General features: G+C 67.0%; 14 protein-coding genes. 5 read left to right on the forward strand and 9 right to left on the reverse strand.

Annotated elements, in window-relative coordinates; genetic code table 11:
* On the forward strand, positions 1-598 hold a 598-nt coding region (locus C667_RS11930), incomplete at its 5' end, for an arginase (RefSeq protein WP_004364087.1).
* A 19-nt stretch (positions 599-617) separates the two neighbouring features.
* On the opposite strand, the gene C667_RS11935 is transcribed toward C667_RS11930, so the two are convergent.
* From C667_RS11935 to aotJ, 4 genes are all read right to left on the reverse strand, one after another.
* Positions 618-1,400 (reverse strand): ABC transporter ATP-binding protein, encoded by a 783-nt coding sequence (locus tag C667_RS11935; protein WP_004364088.1) that lies wholly within the window; start codon positions 1,398-1,400, stop codon positions 618-620.
* Between the two features lie 112 nt (positions 1,401-1,512).
* Positions 1,513-2,247 carry an ABC transporter permease gene (locus C667_RS11940; RefSeq protein ID WP_004364090.1) on the reverse strand — a complete coding sequence of 245 codons (735 nt, stop codon included), beginning with the start codon at positions 2,245-2,247 and terminating at the stop codon, positions 1,513-1,515.
* Positions 2,248-2,256: 9 nt separating this feature from the next.
* Complete coding sequence (locus tag C667_RS11945) at positions 2,257-2,949, reverse strand: ABC transporter permease (protein WP_004364092.1); 693 nt, start codon at positions 2,947-2,949, stop codon at positions 2,257-2,259.
* 109 nt (positions 2,950-3,058) lie between these two features.
* Positions 3,059-3,850: an L-arginine-binding protein AotJ gene (gene aotJ, locus C667_RS11950; RefSeq protein ID WP_004364094.1), complete on the reverse strand. Its 792-nt coding sequence runs from the start codon at positions 3,848-3,850 to the stop codon at positions 3,059-3,061.
* Between the two features lie 302 nt (positions 3,851-4,152).
* Between aotJ and C667_RS11955 the strand changes: the two genes are divergently transcribed.
* Positions 4,153-5,175, forward strand: a complete 1,023-nt coding sequence (locus C667_RS11955; RefSeq protein ID WP_004364096.1) for an LLM class flavin-dependent oxidoreductase — start codon at positions 4,153-4,155, stop codon at positions 5,173-5,175.
* 135 nt (positions 5,176-5,310) lie between these two features.
* Here the strand turns inward: C667_RS11955 and lon are convergent, their stop codons facing one another.
* The 5 genes from lon to C667_RS26675 form a co-directional block, all read right to left on the reverse strand.
* Positions 5,311-7,734, reverse strand: coding sequence for an endopeptidase La (gene lon, locus C667_RS11960; protein WP_004364098.1), 2,424 nt, complete (start codon positions 7,732-7,734; stop codon positions 5,311-5,313).
* 109 nt (positions 7,735-7,843) lie between these two features.
* Positions 7,844-9,112 (reverse strand): ATP-dependent Clp protease ATP-binding subunit ClpX, encoded by a 1,269-nt coding sequence (clpX, locus tag C667_RS11965; protein ID WP_004364100.1) that lies wholly within the window; start codon positions 9,110-9,112, stop codon positions 7,844-7,846.
* 18 nt (positions 9,113-9,130) lie between these two features.
* Positions 9,131-9,769, reverse strand: a complete 639-nt coding sequence (gene clpP, locus C667_RS11970; RefSeq protein ID WP_004364101.1) for an ATP-dependent Clp endopeptidase proteolytic subunit ClpP — start codon at positions 9,767-9,769, stop codon at positions 9,131-9,133.
* A gap of 20 nt (positions 9,770-9,789) precedes the next feature.
* Positions 9,790-11,094: a trigger factor gene (tig, locus tag C667_RS11975; protein ID WP_004364103.1), complete on the reverse strand. Its 1,305-nt coding sequence runs from the start codon at positions 11,092-11,094 to the stop codon at positions 9,790-9,792.
* 235 nt (positions 11,095-11,329) lie between these two features.
* Positions 11,330-11,461, reverse strand: coding sequence for a hypothetical protein (locus tag C667_RS26675; protein ID WP_281054845.1), 132 nt, complete (start codon positions 11,459-11,461; stop codon positions 11,330-11,332).
* On the opposite strand from C667_RS26675, the gene C667_RS11980 reads away from it, so the two are divergent.
* The 3 genes from C667_RS11980 to C667_RS11990 all read left to right on the forward strand — a co-directional run bounded on the left by C667_RS11980 (position 11,454) and on the right by C667_RS11990 (position 16,271).
* A complete protein-coding gene (locus C667_RS11980; protein ID WP_004364105.1) occupies positions 11,454-13,376 on the forward strand; it encodes a PrkA family serine protein kinase in 1,923 nt (640 codons plus the stop codon). The two genes, C667_RS26675 and C667_RS11980, sit on opposite strands and share 8 nt — an antisense overlap.
* Before the next feature lie 76 nt (positions 13,377-13,452).
* A complete protein-coding gene (locus tag C667_RS11985) occupies positions 13,453-14,721 on the forward strand; it encodes a YeaH/YhbH family protein (RefSeq protein WP_004364107.1) in 1,269 nt (422 codons plus the stop codon).
* Positions 14,718-16,271, forward strand: a complete 1,554-nt coding sequence (locus tag C667_RS11990; protein ID WP_004364109.1) for a SpoVR family protein — start codon at positions 14,718-14,720, stop codon at positions 16,269-16,271. The genes C667_RS11985 and C667_RS11990 overlap by 4 nt, the downstream gene beginning before the upstream one ends.
* The last annotated feature ends 133 nt before the right edge of the window (positions 16,272-16,404 follow it).

The raw sequence follows: 16,404 nt of genomic DNA on the forward strand, positions 1-16,404 counted from the left end.
CTGCCGCGAGACCGGGCGCAGGCTGCGCGTGCTGTGGTTCGACGCCCACGCCGACCTCAACACCGCCACGATGACGCCCTCGGGCAACATCCACGGCATGCCGGTGGCCTGCCTGTGCGGCCATGGCCCCGAGGTGCTGACCGGCATCGGCGGGCATGTGCCGGCGATCACCCCGGACCAGATCCGCCAGATCGGCATCCGCAGCGTGGACGAGGGCGAGAAGCGCTTCCTGCACGAGCTGCGCGTCGAGGTCTTCGACATGCGCTACATCGACGAGATCGGCATGCGCGCGACCATGGAGCAGGCGCTCGCCGGCGTGGACGCGAACACCCACCTGCACGTCAGCCTGGACGTGGACTTCCTCGACCCGACGATCGCGCCGGGCGTCGGCACCACGGTGCGCGGCGGGCCGACCTACCGCGAGGCCGAGCTGTGCATGGAGATGATCGCCGACACCGGGCGGCTCGCCTCGCTGGACATCGTCGAGCTCAACCCGGCGCTCGACCACTGCAACATGACCGCCGAGCTCGCGGTCGACCTGGTCGAGAGCCTGTTCGGCAAGAGCACGCTGATGCGCATGCACCGCCACTACCGCTGAAGCGGGCGCGACGGACCGATCACTTCAGGTTGCCCGAGAGGAACTGCTGCAGGCGCTCGCTGCGCGGGCGCACGAGCACCTCCCTCGGATCGCCCTCCTCCTCGACGCGCCCCTGGTGCACGAAGATCACGTGGTTCGACACCTCGCGCGCGAAGCCCATCTCGTGCGTCACCACCATCATGGTGCGGCCCTCCTCGGCGAGCGAGCGCATCACCTTGAGCACCTCGCCGACGAGCTCGGGGTCGAGCGCCGAGGTGGGCTCGTCGAACAGCAGCACCGCCGGCTCCATCGCCAGCGCGCGCGCGATCGCCACGCGCTGCTGCTGGCCGCCCGACATGTGCGCCGGGTAGGCGTCGCGGAACTTCCACACCCCCACGCGCTCGAGGTAGCGCTCGGCGCGCTCGCGCGCCTCGGCCTTCGACAGCCCGAGCACATGCACCGGCGCCTCGACGACGTTCTCGAGCACCGTCATGTGGCTCCACAGGTTGAAGTGCTGGAACACCATCGACAGGCGCGTGCGGATCTGCTGCAGCTGGTGCGCGTCCTTGACCACCAGCTCGCCCTTGCGGTTGCGCACCAGCGCCACCTCCTTGCCCGCCACCAGGATGCGGCCTGCGGTCGGGCATTCGAGGAAGTTGATGCAGCGCAGCCAGGTGCTCTTGCCCGAGCCGGACGAGCCGATGATGCTGATCACGTCGCCCGAGTTCGCGGTCAGCGAGACGCCCTTGAGCACCTCGTGGTCGCCGTAGGATTTGTGCAGGTCTTCGACGCGGACCTGTTCGACGCTGGCCTTGTGGTTCATGTTGTTCTCTTGCGTGGGCGCCCGCGAGGCGCCCGCCATGTCGCCGCGGGATGCTGCAGCGCGCCGCCGCAGGTCGGCGGTGCCCGGAGCGCAGTCCTCGCGGCGGGGTTGATCAGGACGACCTGCCCGCCCCCGCCTTGCGCGGTGCCAGGTGGGCCAGCCAGCGCTGCTCGGCGAGCTTGAACAGGCCCACCAGCACGAAGGTCAGCATGAGGTAGATCAGGCCGACGAAGACGAAGGCCTCGAAGGGCGCGAAGTGGCGCGAATAGACGTTGCGCGCCGCCCCCGTCAGGTCGACCAGGGTCACCGCGCTGGCGATCGCCGAGCCCTGCAGCATCAGGATCACCTCGTTGCTGTAGGTGGGGATCATGCGCCGCAGCGCCGACGGGATCACGATGCGCTGCAGCGCCTTCAGCCGCGTCATGCCCATCGCCTTGGCGGCCTCGAGCTCGCCATGCGGGGTGTTGCGCATGCTGCCGGCGAGGATCTCCACGGTGTAGGCGCAGGTGTTGAGGCCGAAGGCGAAGAGCGCGCAGAAGTAGGGCTCGCGGAACAGCGTCCACAGCGGGTGCCCGGCCTCCCAGGCCGCGCGCATCCATTCCCACTGCGAGGCGCCGTAGTACACCAGCAGCAGCTGCACCAGCATCGGCGTGCCGCGGAAGAAGTAGGTGTAGGCGGCGACCGGGGTCGACACGAGGCGGTTCGGCGACAGGCGCAGGACCGCGAGCGGGATCGCCGCGAAGAAGCCGAACAGCAGCGCGAAGCCGGTCAGCTGGAGGGTCATCCACAGGCCGCGCCAGAACTCGGGCAGGCTGCCGGTGATGACGCTGAGGTCGAAGAGTTCCATGTGCGCCCCTCAGACCTGGGTCTCGCGCACACCGGCGCTGTAGCGCCGCATGAGCACGCCGAGGCCGTAGCTCGACAGCGCGGTCATCAGCAGGTAGAGCACGCAGACCGCGAGATAGAAGGTGAAGGGCTGGTGCGTCGAGCGCCCGGCCTGGTCGGCGACCCGCGTCATGTCGGAGAGGCCGATCATGGACACGATCGCGGTGCTCTTGAGCAGCACCAGCCAGTTGTTGCCGATGCCCGGCAAGGCGAAGCGCAGCATCTGCGGGAAGAGGATGCGACGGAAGACCTGCCAGCCGCTCATGCCATAGGCGCGCCCGGCCTCGAGCTGGCCCGCCGACACGGCAAGGAAGGCGCCGCGGAAGGTCTCGGTGAAATACGCACCGAAGATCAGCCCGATCGTCAGCACGCCGGCCACGAAGGGGTCGATCTCGATAAAGTCCCAGTGGAAATGATCGATCACCACGTTGAGCAGCACCTGCCCGCCGTAGAACACCAGCAGCATCATCACCAGGTCGGGCACGCCCCGCATCACCGTGGTGTACAGCATGGTCCACAGCCGCAGCGGCAGGAAGCCCGACAGCTTGCAGGCCGCCCCGATCAGGCCGGTCACGAGCGCCAGCAGCACCGACATCAATGCCACCTTGAGCGTGACCCAGGCGCCGGCGAGCAGGCTGGGAGAGTATTCGATCAGGGCATCCATGGCGCACCGACTCGGAAAGGTGAACGCGCACGCCCCCGCCCAGGGGGACGCGCGCCCGGCAGGGGACTGGCGCGGACCGCGCGAACGTGAGCGCCGCCCGTCACGACGCTCAGTTGCCGTAGATGTCCATCGGGAAGTACTTCTTCTGGATGGCCTCGTACTTGCCGTTCGCACGGATCGCCGCGAGCGCCTGGTTGAGCTTCTCGGTGAGGTCCTTGTCACGCTTGCGCACCGCGATGCCGATGCCCTCGCCGATCACCGCCTTCTCCTCGGCGTTACGCCCGAACAGGCGATCGCCGGCCACGTCGTAGCCCTCGCCCTCGGGCTTGGTCAGGAAACCGCCGTAGGCCTCGAGATAGTCGACGAAGGCGGCGTCCAGGCGACCCGCGCGCAGGTCGAGGTAGGCCTCGTCCTGCTTGGCGTAGCGCACGATCTGCAGGCCCTTGCCATCCCAGTATTTGGTGGCGAAGTTGTCCGAAACGGTGCCGCGCTGCACGCCGACCTTTTTGCCCTTGAGCAGCTCGAGTTCGGGGCGCAGCTCGGAGCCCTTCTTCGCGACCAGGGCGAGCGGCGAGGCATAGTATTTGTCGGTGAAATCGACCTTGGTCTTGCGCTCGTCCGTGATCGACATCGAGGCGATGATCGCGTCGAACTTGCGCGAGACCAGCGCCGGGATCATGCCGTCCCATTCCTGCTTCACCCAGGAGCACTTCGCCTTCATCTCTTCGCACAGGGCGTTGCCGATGTCGATGTCGAAGCCCGCCATGCTGCCGTCGGCGGTGGTGAGGTTGAACGGGGGGTAGGCCCCTTCGGAGGCCATGCGGATCTCTTTCCAGTCCTTGGCGAAGCTGGCGCCGGCGTGAAGGGCGAGCAGCGCGCACAGAAGGGCGTATTTTTTCATCCAGAACTCCTCGATTGGTTTGTTTTTGGCTTCTTCGCGCCCGTGAAGCAAGGGTCTCGGACAAGGCCACGGATCGACCGGCCATTGCGCAGGGGGCGAATGGTGGCAAAAAAAGCCCCTCGCCTCAATGACCGCATTCCGCGATGGGCGCCCGTTACGGGCAGCTCGCCCCCCACCAGGCACCTGCACCGTCTTTGCAGCAAGCGTATCACGCCGCGCTGGGCCGCTGGCGCGCGCGCCCAGGCTGGCACGCACCGCAGGTCTGTGGCGTAATGACGGGCCTTGCTCCAGGCGATGCTCCCATGCCCTCCTCCGTCCCGCTCTCGGTGCTCGATCTCGCACCGGTCACTGCCGGCAGCACGCCGGCCGATGCGCTGCGCAACACGCGCGAACTCGCCCAGCTCGCCGACCGCTGCGGCTACACCCGCTACTGGCTCGCCGAGCACCACAACATGACCGGCATCGCCAGCGCCGCGACCGCGGTGGTGATCGGGCACATCGCCGGCGCCACTCGCCGCATCCGCGTCGGTGCCGGCGGCATCATGCTGCCAAACCATGCGCCCCTGGTCATCGCGGAACAGTTCGGCACCCTGGAGTCGCTGTTTCCCGGGCGGATCGATCTCGGTCTCGGGCGTGCGCCGGGCACCGACCAGACGACCGCGCGCGCGCTGCGGCGCAATCTTGCCGGCAGCGACGACCACTTCCCGCAGGACGTGCTCGAGCTGCAGTCCTACTTCCAGCCCGCCAGTCCCGGCCAGGCCGTGCGCGCGGTGCCCGGCGAAGGCCTGCAGGTGCCGCTTTGGCTGCTCGGCTCGAGCCTCTACGGCGCGGAGCTTGCCGCCCATCTCGGCCTGCCCTTCGCCTTTGCCTCGCACTTCGCACCGCGCTTCGTGTTCGAGGCGGTCGCGCTCTATCGCAGCAACTTCCGCCCGTCCGCCCAGCTCGACCAGCCCTGGTTCGCGGTCGCCGCCAACGCGATCGCCGCCGACACCGACGCCGAAGCGGAGCACCTGCTGCGTTCGCTGCGGCTGCGCTTCGCGGCGATGGCACGTGGGGTACGCGGGCAGCTGCAGCCACCGGAGGCCTTCGCCGAGACGGAGTGGTCGCCAGCCGAGCTCGCCTTCGCCGACCAGTCGCTCGCCTGCTCGGCGGTCGGCGCGCCCGACACCGTGCGCCGGCAGCTGGAGACGCTGGTCGAGCGCACCGGCGCGAACGAGCTGATCCTCACCGCGCAGATCTTCGACCACGGCGCGAGGTTGCGCTCGATGGAGCTCGTGGCGCGTGCCTGGGGGCTGCAGGTGGAGGACGCCGTGGCGGGCGCCTGAGCCCGCACCCGCGCGACGGACGCCGGCGGCAGTCGGGGAAGCGCAGGAGCGTCATGAAATAAGAAAGCCGCGGGGCCTTTCGAGGCACCACGGCTTTTTTTTTGCATCCGGCACCGGCCCGCGGGCCGGTCAGGATCAATGCGGGCGAAGGTTCGCCTGGTCGCCTTCCGCGCCTTCGGCCGCCGGCGTGGCGGGCGCCGTCGGGGCAGGCTCCTCGGGCAAGGGCTCGGGCTTGCGCTCGAGGGCGAGCTCGAGCACGCGGTCGATCCACTTCACCGGCACGATCTCGATCGCGTTCTTGATGTTGTCCGGGATCTCGGCGAGATCCTTGACGTTCTCCTCGGGAATCAAGGCGGTGCGGATGCCGCCGCGCACCGCGGCGAGCAGCTTCTCCTTGAGGCCGCCGATCGCCAGCACCTCGCCGCGCAGGGTGATCTCGCCGGTCATCGCGACATCGCAGCGCACCGGGATGCCCGTGAGCATCGACACCAGCGCGGTCGAGATCGCGATACCCGCCGACGGGCCGTCCTTGGGGATCGCGCCTTCCGGCAGGTGGATGTGCAGGTCGCTCTTCTGGTAGAAGTCCGGGTCGATGCCGAGCGAGCGAGCGCGCCGGCGCACCACCGAGAGCGCGGCCTGGATGGATTCCTGCATGACCTCGCCAAGCTTGCCGGTGGTGACCACCTTGCCCTTGCCGGGCAGCTGCACCGCCTCGATGGTCAGCAGCTCGCCACCCACCTCGGTCCATGCGAGGCCGGTGACCTGGCCGACCTGGTTTTCCTTCTCGGCCATGCCGAAGCTGTACTTGCGCACGCCCAGAAACTTGTCGAGGTTCTTGGCGTTGACGACGATCTTGCTGTTGCGGCTCTTGAGCACCAGCTGCTTGACCACCTTGCGGCAGACCTTGGAGATCTCGCGCTCCAGGCTGCGCACGCCGGCCTCGCGGGTGTAGTAGCGCACGATGTCACGCACCGCTTCCTCGGTCACCGAGAGTTCCTCGGGCTTGAGCCCGTTGTTCTTCATCTGCTTGGGCAGCAGGTAGCGCTGGGCGATGTTGATCTTCTCGTCCTCGGTGTAACCCGACAGGCGGATCACCTCCATGCGGTCGAGCAGCGCCGGCGGAATGTTGAGCGTGTTGGCGGTGGCCACGAACATCACGTCGGACAGGTCGAAGTCGACCTCGACGTAGTGGTCCTGGAAGGTGTGGTTCTGCTCCGGGTCGAGCACCTCGAGCAGCGCCGAGGACGGGTCGCCGCGGAAGTCCATGCCGAGCTTGTCCACCTCGTCGAGCAGGAAGAGCGGGTTCTTGACCCCGACCTTGGTCATGTTCTGCAGGATCTTGCCCGGCATCGAGCCGATGTAGGTACGGCGGTGGCCACGGATCTCGGCCTCGTCGCGCACGCCACCCAGCGCCATGCGGATGAACTTGCGGTTGGTGGCCTTGGCGATCGACTGGCCGAGCGAGGTCTTGCCCACGCCCGGGGGGCCGACCAGGCACAGGATCGGCGCCTTGACCTTGTCCACGCGCTGCTGCACGGCAAGATACTCGAGGATGCGTTCCTTCACGCGCTCGAGGCCGTAGTGGTCCTTGTCGAGCACCTTCTCGGCCTCGCCGAGGTCCTTGCCGACACGCGACTTCTTCTTCCAGGGCAGGCCGATCAGGGTGTCGATGTAGTTACGCACCACGGTGGCTTCGGCGGACATGGGCGACATCAGGCGCAGCTTCTTGAACTCCGCCTCGGCCTTCACCAGCGCCTCCTTGGGCATGCCGGCGGACTTGATCTTCTTGTCCATCTCCTCGAGGTCGGCGCCCTCCTCGCCCTCGCCGAGCTCCTTCTGGATGGCCTTGACCTGCTCGTTGAGGTAGTACTCGCGCTGGCTTTTCTCCATCTGGCGCTTGACGCGGCCGCGGATGCGCTTCTCGACCTGCAGGATGTCGAGCTCGCCCTCGAGCTGGCCGAGCAGCTTCTCGAGGCGCGCTCCGGTCTCGAACATCTCGAGCACCTCCTGCTTCTGCTCGAGCTTGAGCGGCAGGTGGGCGGCGATGGTGTCCGCCAGGCGCCCGGCCTCCTCGATGCCCGCGAGCGAGCCGAGGATCTCGGGCGGGATCTTCTTGTTCAACTTCACGTACTGGTCGAACTGGGCGATGATCGCGCGCCGCATGGCCTCCAGCTCGTGGGTCGGCGCCTCGGCGACCGGCACCGGGCGCACGCTGGCGACGAACAGGCTGCGCATGTCCTCGACGCGCTCGATGCGCGCGCGCTGCACGCCCTCGACCAGCACCTTGATCGTGCCGTCGGGCAGCTTGAGCATCTGCAGGATGTTGGCGATGCAGCCGATGTCGTAGAGATCCTCGACCGCGGGCTCGTCCTTGGCGGCGGACTTCTGCGCCACCAGCAGGATGCTCTTGCCGTCTTCCATGGCGCTCTCGAGCGCCTTGATGCTCTTCGGGCGACCGACGAAGAGGGGGATCACCATATGCGGGAAGACCACCACGTCGCGCAGGGGCAACAGCGGAAGTTCCATCGCTTCGTTGGGGAGGGCAGCGGGACCCGACATTTTCTAGGTTTCCTCAAGCAAAAGGTCACACCCATGTGAGGGCGTGACCCGGAAATTCAAGCGGCCGGCTGGAGCCGGCCTCGCCCGATCGGGCGACGGTGTCGCGCGCTCAGTTGGCGCCCGATACCTTCTGCTGCTCGGCGTAGATCAGCAGGGGCTTGCCGCCGTCTTCGATGGTCGATTCGTCCACCACGACCTTGGAGACGTTATCGAGCGTCGGCAGGTCGTACATGATGTCGAGCAACGCCACCTCGAGGATGGAACGCAGGCCGCGCGCACCGGTCTTGCGCTTGATCGCCTTGCGCGCCACGGCGTGCAGAGCGTTGGGGCGGATCTCGAGTTCGACGCCTTCCATCGAGAACAGTTTCTGGTACTGCTTGACCAGCGCGTTCTTGGGCTCGATGAGGATCTGGATCAGCGCCGCCTCGTCGAGTTCCTGCAGCGTGGCGACCACCGGCAGGCGGCCGATCAGCTCGGGGATGAGGCCGAACTTGATCAGGTCTTCCGGCTCGACGCTGCGGAAGGTGTCGGTGAGGTTCTTGCCTTCCTTGCTCTTGACCTCGGCACCGAAGCCGATACCGACCTTCTCGGTGCGGTTGCGGATGACCTTCTCCAGGCCGTCGAAGGCGCCACCGCAGATGAACAGCACGTTGGTGGTGTCGACCTGGATAAAGTCCTGGTTCGGGTGCTTGCGCCCGCCCTGCGGCGGAATCGACGCGACCGTGCCCTCGACGAGCTTCAACAGCGCCTGCTGCACGCCCTCGCCCGACACGTCGCGGGTGATCGAGGGGTTGTCGGCCTTGCGCGAGATCTTGTCGATCTCGTCGATGTAGATGATGCCCTGCTGCGCCTTGTCGACGTCGTAGTCGCACTTCTGCAGCAGCTTCTGCACGATGTTCTCGACGTCCTCGCCGACGTAGCCGGCCTCGGTCAGCGTGGTGGCGTCGGCCATCACGAAGGGCACGTCGAGAAGGCGCGCGAGCGTCTGCGCGAGCAGCGTCTTGCCCGAGCCGGTGGGGCCGATCAGCAGGATGTTGCTCTTGGCGAGCTCGACGTCGTCCTGGCGCGCCTCGATGTGGCGCAGGCGCTTGTAGTGGTTATAGACCGCGACGGCGAGGCTGCGCTTGGCGAGGGCCTGCCCGATCACGTACTGGTCGAGGATGGAGCAGATCTCGTGCGGGGTGGGCAGCGTGCCCTTGATCCCCTGGCCATCGTCCGCGCCGACCACTTCGTCGCGGATGATGTCGTTGCACAGCTCGATGCACTCGTCGCAGATGAAGACCGAAGGGCCGGCGATCAGCTTGCGCACCTCGTGCTGGCTCTTGCCGCAGAAGGAGCAGTACAGCAGCTTCTCGCCGCCAGCCTTCTTGTCCGTCATGTGGGGGTTCTCCAGAAATCAGGTGTCGTCGCGGCTGGTGAGCACCTTGTCGACCAGCCCGTACTCGACGGCAGCCGTCGCCGACATGAAGTTGTCGCGATCGGTGTCCTTCTCGATGCGCTCGAGCGGCTGTCCGGTGTGCCTGGACAGCATGTCGTTGAGGCGCGAGCGCAGGTAGAGGATCTCGCGGGCGTGGATCTCGATGTCCGAGGCCTGGCCCTGGAAGCCGCCGAGCGGCTGGTGGATCATGACGCGCGAGTTGGGCAGGATGAAGCGCTTGCCCTTCTCGCCCGCCGCCAGCAGGAAGGCGCCCATGCTCGCCGCCTGGCCGATGCACAGCGTGCTGACGTTCGGCTTGATGAACTGCATGGTGTCGTAGATCGCCATGCCGGCGGTCACCGAGCCGCCGGGCGAGTTGATGTAGAAGTAGATGTCCTTGTCCGGATTCTCGGACTCGAGGAACAGCAACTGGGCGACGATCAGGTTGGCGGTGACGTCGTTGACCGGGCCGACGAGGAACACCACCCGCTCCTTCAGGAGACGCGAATAGATGTCGTAGGCGCGCTCGCCGCGACCGCTCTGTTCGACCACCATCGGGACCAGGCCGAGACCGACCGGGTTCCAGTCGCTGCTGTGCTGGGGTGTTCCTTGCATCATTCGTCAGACCCTCTGCGACCTCAGGCCGCGTTGCCCATCAGTTCGTCGAACGCCACTTCCTTGTCGGAAGTGTCGGCCTTCGCGCAGACCCACTCGACGACGTTGTCTTCGATGACCACCGCCTCGGCCTGCGCCAGACGCTCCGGTTGAGCGTAATACCAGCGCACGAGTTCCGAGGGATCCTCGTAACTTTGCGCCATCTCCTCGACCAGCGCGCGGATCTGCTCCGGCTTGGCGTGCAGCTCGCTGGCCTTGACCAGCTCGGCCATGATCAGGCCCAGCTTGACGCGGCGCTCGGCCTGGTCCTTGAACCACGACGGATCGACCGGGATATCCTTGGTCTTGAGGCCGCGCATCTCGAGGTCGCGGCGGGCGTTGTCGGCGAGCTGACTGGACTCGGCCTGCACCAGCGCCTTGGGCACCTCGATCGGGGCGACCTCGATCAGCGCGTCCATGACCTGCTCCTTGAGACGGGACTGGATGCGGCGCTTGACCTCGCGCTCCAGGTTGCCCTTGACCTCCTCGCGCAGCTTGGCGACGTCGCCGTCGGCCACGCCCAGCGAGCGCGCGAAGTCGGCGTCCACCTCGGGCAGCACCGGCTCCTCGACCGCCTTGAGGGTGACCTCGAACTGGACCTGCTTGCCGGCCAGGTTGGCGGCATGGTAGTCCTCGGGGAAGGTCATGTCGAAGGTCTTGCCCTCGCCCGCCGCGAGGCCGACCACGGCATCCTCGAAGTCCTTGAGCATGGAGCCGGCGCCGACCACGAAGGGGAAGTCCTGGGCCTGGCCACCGTCGAACACCTCGCCATCCATGCGGCCGGTAAAGTCGATCACGACACGGTCGCCAGCGGCGGCGGCGCGCTCGACCGCCTTGAAGCTGGTGCGCTGCTTGCGCAGCACCTCGATGGTCTTATCGACCTCGGCGTCACCCACGTTCAGCACCGGGCGGTCGATCTTGCGACCGGCGAACTCGCCCAGGACCACGTCGGGGTACACCTCGAACACCGCGGTGAACTCCAGCGTGCCCTCGGCAGCGCCGTCCTTCGGCTCGATGCTCGGGTAGCCGGCGACGCGCAGGCTGTCGGCGCGCACCTTCTCGCCGAAGGCCTTCTCGACCGCCGCACCGACGGCTTCGCCGCGGGCCTGGCCGCCGTGGGTCTGGGCGACGATCTTCATCGGCACCTTGCCCGGGCGGAACCCCGGCATCTTCACCGTCCGCGCCATGCGCTTGAGGCGGGCATCCACCTCTTTCTCGATGTCCGCGAGCGAAACGGAGATGTCGATACGGCGCTCGAGCGCGCTCGGGGTTACCTGGTTCTGCTCCATTGAGTCGATCCTGAGAAGTCTGAAAAACGCTCCCGCCGGGCCTTCGCGTCGCACTCGCGGAGACCGGAGGCGCACTTTGCCAGCGTGAACACATTGAACTGAGTCGGACATTCTAGCACAGGCCTCACGCTTGTTCCGTGCCCGGGAAACGCCCCGAAGCGGGGCGTGACGCAGTCCACGTCCGCTCACGAAAAAACCGCCGCAGGGGGTGGAACTCCCACCCATCATGGGGTTCTCATGTACAGACCCGGTACCCCGTCGCGGCGAGCCGGGCACCGCCGAGCAGGCGGACGACGCAATCCTGCTTCACCTTGCGGCAGCCCCTTTCGCGCCGCATCGCGCCCGACGAGGAGACGACCATGTCCATATTCAACGCCTACCAGGCACGCTTCGAAGCGGCCCGCGAGGAAGAGATGTCCCTGCAGGACTATCTCGAGCTCTGCCGCGCCGACCGCATGGCCTACGCCACCGCCGCCGAGCGCATGCTTGCGGCCATCGGCGAACCGGAACTGGTCGACACCCGGCTCGACCCGCGCCTGTCGCGGATCTTCTCCAACAAGATCCTCAAGCTCTACCCCGCCTTCCGCGACTTCTACGGCATGGAAGAGGTCATCGAGAACATCGTGGCCTACTTCCGCCACGCCGCCCAGGGCCTCGAGGAGAAGAAGCAGATCCTCTACCTGCTCGGCCCGGTGGGCGGAGGCAAGTCCTCGCTCGCCGAGAAGCTCAAGAGCCTGATCGAGCGCGTGCCCTTCTACGCGATCAAGGGCTCGCCGGTGAACGAATCCCCGCTCGGCCTCTTCAACGCCGCCGAGGACGCGCACATCCTCGAGGACGACTTCGGCATCCCGCGCCGCTACCTCGGCGGCATCATGAGCCCGTGGGCGGTCAAGCGCCTGCACGAGTACGGCGGCGACATCACCCGCTTCCGCGTGGTCAAGCTCAGCCCCTCGGTGCTGCGCCAGACCGCGGTCGCCAAGACCGAGCCGGGCGACGAGAACAACCAGGACATCTCCTCGCTGGTCGGCAAGATCGACATCCGCAAGCTCGAGCAATACTCGCAGGACGACCCCGACGCCTACAGCTACTCCGGCGGCCTGTGCCTGGCCAACCGCGGCCTGCTCGAGTTCGTCGAGATGTTCAAGGCCCCGATCAAGGTGCTGCACCCGCTGCTCACCGCCACCCAGGAGGGCAACTACAAGGGCACCGAGGGCTTCGGCGCGATCCCCTTCGACGGCATCGTGATGGCGCACTCGAACGAATCCGAGTGGGTCGCCTTCAAGAACAACCGCAACAACGAGGCCTTCCTCGACCGGATCTACACCGTCAAGGTGCCCTATTGCCTGCGCGTCTCCGACGAGGTGCGGATCTACGAGAAGCTCCTCGCCCATAGCTCGCTGTCCGAGGCGCCGTGCGCGCCCGACACGCTCAAGATGATGGCGCAGTTCGCGGTGCTGTCGCGGCTCAAGGAGCCGGAGAACTCGAGCATCTTTTCCAAGATGCGGGTGTATGACGGCGAGAACCTCAAGGACACCGACCCCAAGGCCAAGAGCTACCAGGAGTACCGCGACTACGCCGGCGTCGACGAAGGCATGACCGGGCTGTCGACCCGCTTCGCCTTCAAGGCCTTGTCGAAGATCTTCAACTTCGACCACCGCGAGGTCGCCGCCAACCCGGTGCACCTGATGTACGTGCTCGAGCAGCAGATCGAGGCCGAGCAGTTCCCGGCCGAGGCCGAGGCGCGCTACCTCGGCTACATCAAGGAATACCTCGCGCCGCACTACGCCGAGTTCATCGGCAAGGAGATCCAGACCGCCTACCTCGAGAGCTACTCCGAGTACGGACAGAACATCTTCGACCGCTACGTGATCTACGCCGACTTCTGGATCCAGGACCAGGAGTTCCGCGACCCGAACACCGGCGAGATCCTCGACCGCGCCGCGCTCAACGAGGAGCTGGAGAAGATCGAGAAGCCCGCCGGCATCAGCAACCCGAAGGACTTCCGCAACGAGGTGGTCAACTTCGTGCTGCGCGCGCGCGCCAAGCACGAGGGCCGCAACCCGAGCTGGACCTCGTACGAGAAGCTGCGCGCGGTGATCGAGAAGAAGATGTTCTCCAACACCGAGGACCTGCTGCCGGTGATCAGCTTCAACGCCAAGGCCAGCGCCGACGAGCAGAAGAAGCACCAGGACTTCGTCGACCGCATGATCGACAAGGGCTACACCGAGAAGCAGGTGCGCCTGCTGTGCGAGTGGTACCTGCGCGTGCGCAAGGCGTCCTGATTCGCGAGTCACGGTCCGGCCCGGCGCACGCCCTCGCGGCGTGGGCACGGGCCGGGCGCGGACACCGGGAGGAGACATGGTCCGCATCATCGATCGGCGCTTCGACAGCAAGAACAAGAGCGCGGTGAACCGCCAGCGCTTCATGCGCCGCTTCAAGCAGCAGATCCGCAAGGCGGTGTCCGAGGCCATCCATGGCCGCTCCATCCGCGACCTGGAGAATGGCGAGCAGATCTCCATCCCCGCGCGCGACCTCTCCGAGCCCTCCCTGCACCACGGCAAGGGCGGCGTGTGGGAGCAGGTCTTCCCGGGCAACGACCAGTTCAGCACCGGAGACCGCATCAAGCGTCCGCTCGGCGGCGGTGGCGACGGCGCCGGCAAGGGCAAGGCGAGCCAGGACGGCGAGCACGAGGACGACTTCGTCTTCCAGCTCTCGCGCGAGGAATTCCTCGACCTCTTCTTCGAGGACCTCGAGCTCCCCCGCCTGATCCGCACCCAGCTCGCCAAGGTCACCGACTACAAGACCCGGCGCGCCGGCTTCACCTCGGACGGCGTGCCCGCCAACATCAACATCGTGCGCTCGATGCGCGGCGCACTCGGACGCAGGCTCGCGCTCGGCTCGCCCTGGACCGCGCGCATCCGCGAGCTGCAGCAGGAGCTCGACGAGGCGCTCGCGCGCGGCGGCGAGGACAGCGAGGAGGTGCGCGGCCTGCGCGAGGAGCTCGCCGCGCTGCGCGCGCGCATCGACCGCATTCCCTTCATCGACCGCTTCGACCTGCGCTACAACAACCGCGTCAGGGAGCCCCGCCCCACCACCCAGGCGGTGATGTTCTGCGTGATGGACGTCTCCGGCTCGATGGACGAGGAGCGCAAGTCCATGGCCAAGCGCTTCTTCATGCTGCTCTACCTCTTCCTCACGCGCAGCTACGAACACATCGAGGTCGTCTTCATCCGCCACCACACCGTGGCCAAGGAGGTCGACGAGGACGAGTTCTTCCACTCGCGCGAGTCCGGCGGCACCGTGGTCTCCAGCGCGCTCGAGCTCATGCGCGGCATCCTGCGCGAGCGCTACGCCAACGGGCAGTGGAACGTCTATGGCGCGCAGGCCTCCGACGGCGACAACTGGGACAACGACTCGCCTGTGTGCGGGCGCCTGCTCGGCAAGGAGATCCTGCCCTGGTGCCAGTACTTCGCCTACGTCGAGATCACCGCCGGCGATCCGCAGAACCTGTGGCGCGAGTACACCAAGCTCGAGGCCGCGCACGACAACTTCGCGATGCAGCGCATCGAGTCGCCGGCCGACATCTACCCGGTGTTCCGCGAACTCTTCAAGAAGACCCTCGCATGAAGACCACCCGCCCCCGCACGCGCGGCCGCGCCGCCAAGGCGCCGCTCCCCTCCGGCTCGGAATGGACCGTCGAGGCCATCGACCGCTACAACGAGGAGATCGCCCGCGTCGCCGCGCACTACAAGCTCGACATCTACCCGGTACAGGTCGAGATCATCACCGCCGAGCAGATGATGGACGCCTATGCCTCGGTGGGCATGCCGGTCAATTACCACCACTGGTCCTTCGGCAAGCACTTCCTCGCCACCGAGAAGGGCTACCGCCGCGGCCAGATGGGGCTGGCCTACGAGATCGTGATCAACTCCAACCCCTGCATCGCCTACCTGATGGAGGAGAACACGCTCACCATGCAGGGCCTGGTGATCGCCCACGCCGCCTACGGCCACAACAGCTTCTTCAAGGGCAACTACCTGTTCCGCACCTGGACCAACGCCGACGCCATCATCGACTACCTGCTGTTCGCGCGGAACTACATCACCCAGTGCGAGGAACGCCACGGCGAGGAGGCCGTCGAGCTGCTGCTCGACTCCTGCCATGCGCTGATGAACCTCGGCGTGGACCGCTACAAGCGTCCGCCCAAGCTCTCGCTCGCCAAGGAGAAGCTGCGCCAGCAGGAGCGCGAGGAATACCTGCAGAGCCAGGTGAACGACCTCTGGCGCACCCTGCCCGCCCACGACGTGCGCGCCGACGCCCGCGCCGAGGCGCGCTTCCCGCCCGAACCCGAGGAGAACCTGCTCTACTTCGTGGAGAAGAACGCCCCCCTGCTCGAGCCCTGGCAGCGCGAGGTGGTGCGCATCGTGCGCAAGATCGCGCAGTACTTCTTCCCCCAGCGCCAGACCCAGGTCATGAACGAAGGCTGGGCCACCTTCTGGCACTACACCCTGCTCAACCACCTCTACGACGAAGGCCTGCTGGCCGACAGCTTCATGCTGGAATTCCTGCAGTCGCACACCAACGTCGTCGCCCAGCCGCCCTACAACAGCCGCTGGTTCGGCGGCCTCAACCCCTACGCGCTCGGCTTCGCGATGTGGCGCGACCTCCGCCGCATCTGTGAGGCCCCCGACGACGAGGACCGGCGCTGGTTCCCCGAGATCGCCGGCAGCGACTGGCTGGAGACCTTCGACTTCGCAATGCGCAACTTCAAGGACGAGAGCTTCATCGCGCAATACCTGTCGCCCAAGGTGATGCGCGACTTCCGCCTGTTCGCCGTGCTCGACGACGACCACGAGGACAAGCTGCAGGTCTCCGCGATCCACGACGACGCGGGCTTCCGTAACCTGCGCGAGATCCTCTCCGACCAGTACAACCTCGGCGCGCGCGAGCCCAACGTGCAGGTGTGGAACGTCGACCTGCGCGGCGACCGCTCGCTCACCCTGCGCCACACCACCTTCCGCCGCCGCCCGCTCGGCGACGGCACCGACGAGGTCATGCGCCACCTCGCCCGCCTGTGGGGCTTCACCGTGCGCCTCGAGCGCGCGGGCGAAGACGGCAAGATCGAGCTCCTCCACGAGATCCGCGGCGAGACCACCCGCCCGCGCACCCCCGCCTGAGCGCCCCGTTCGCGCCTGCCGGCGCTCCTGCATGGCTCCCAACCCGCGTCGGTTTGTGTAGGAGCGCCGGCAGGCGCGAAGGCGGCGTCGATCCCCCGCGACCCCGTCACCCGCCGCACCGCCCCATTCGCGG

Origin of the sequence: Thauera phenylacetica B4P (assembly GCF_000310225.1) — a bacterium.
Lineage (GTDB): Bacteria > Pseudomonadota > Gammaproteobacteria > Burkholderiales > Rhodocyclaceae > Thauera > Thauera phenylacetica.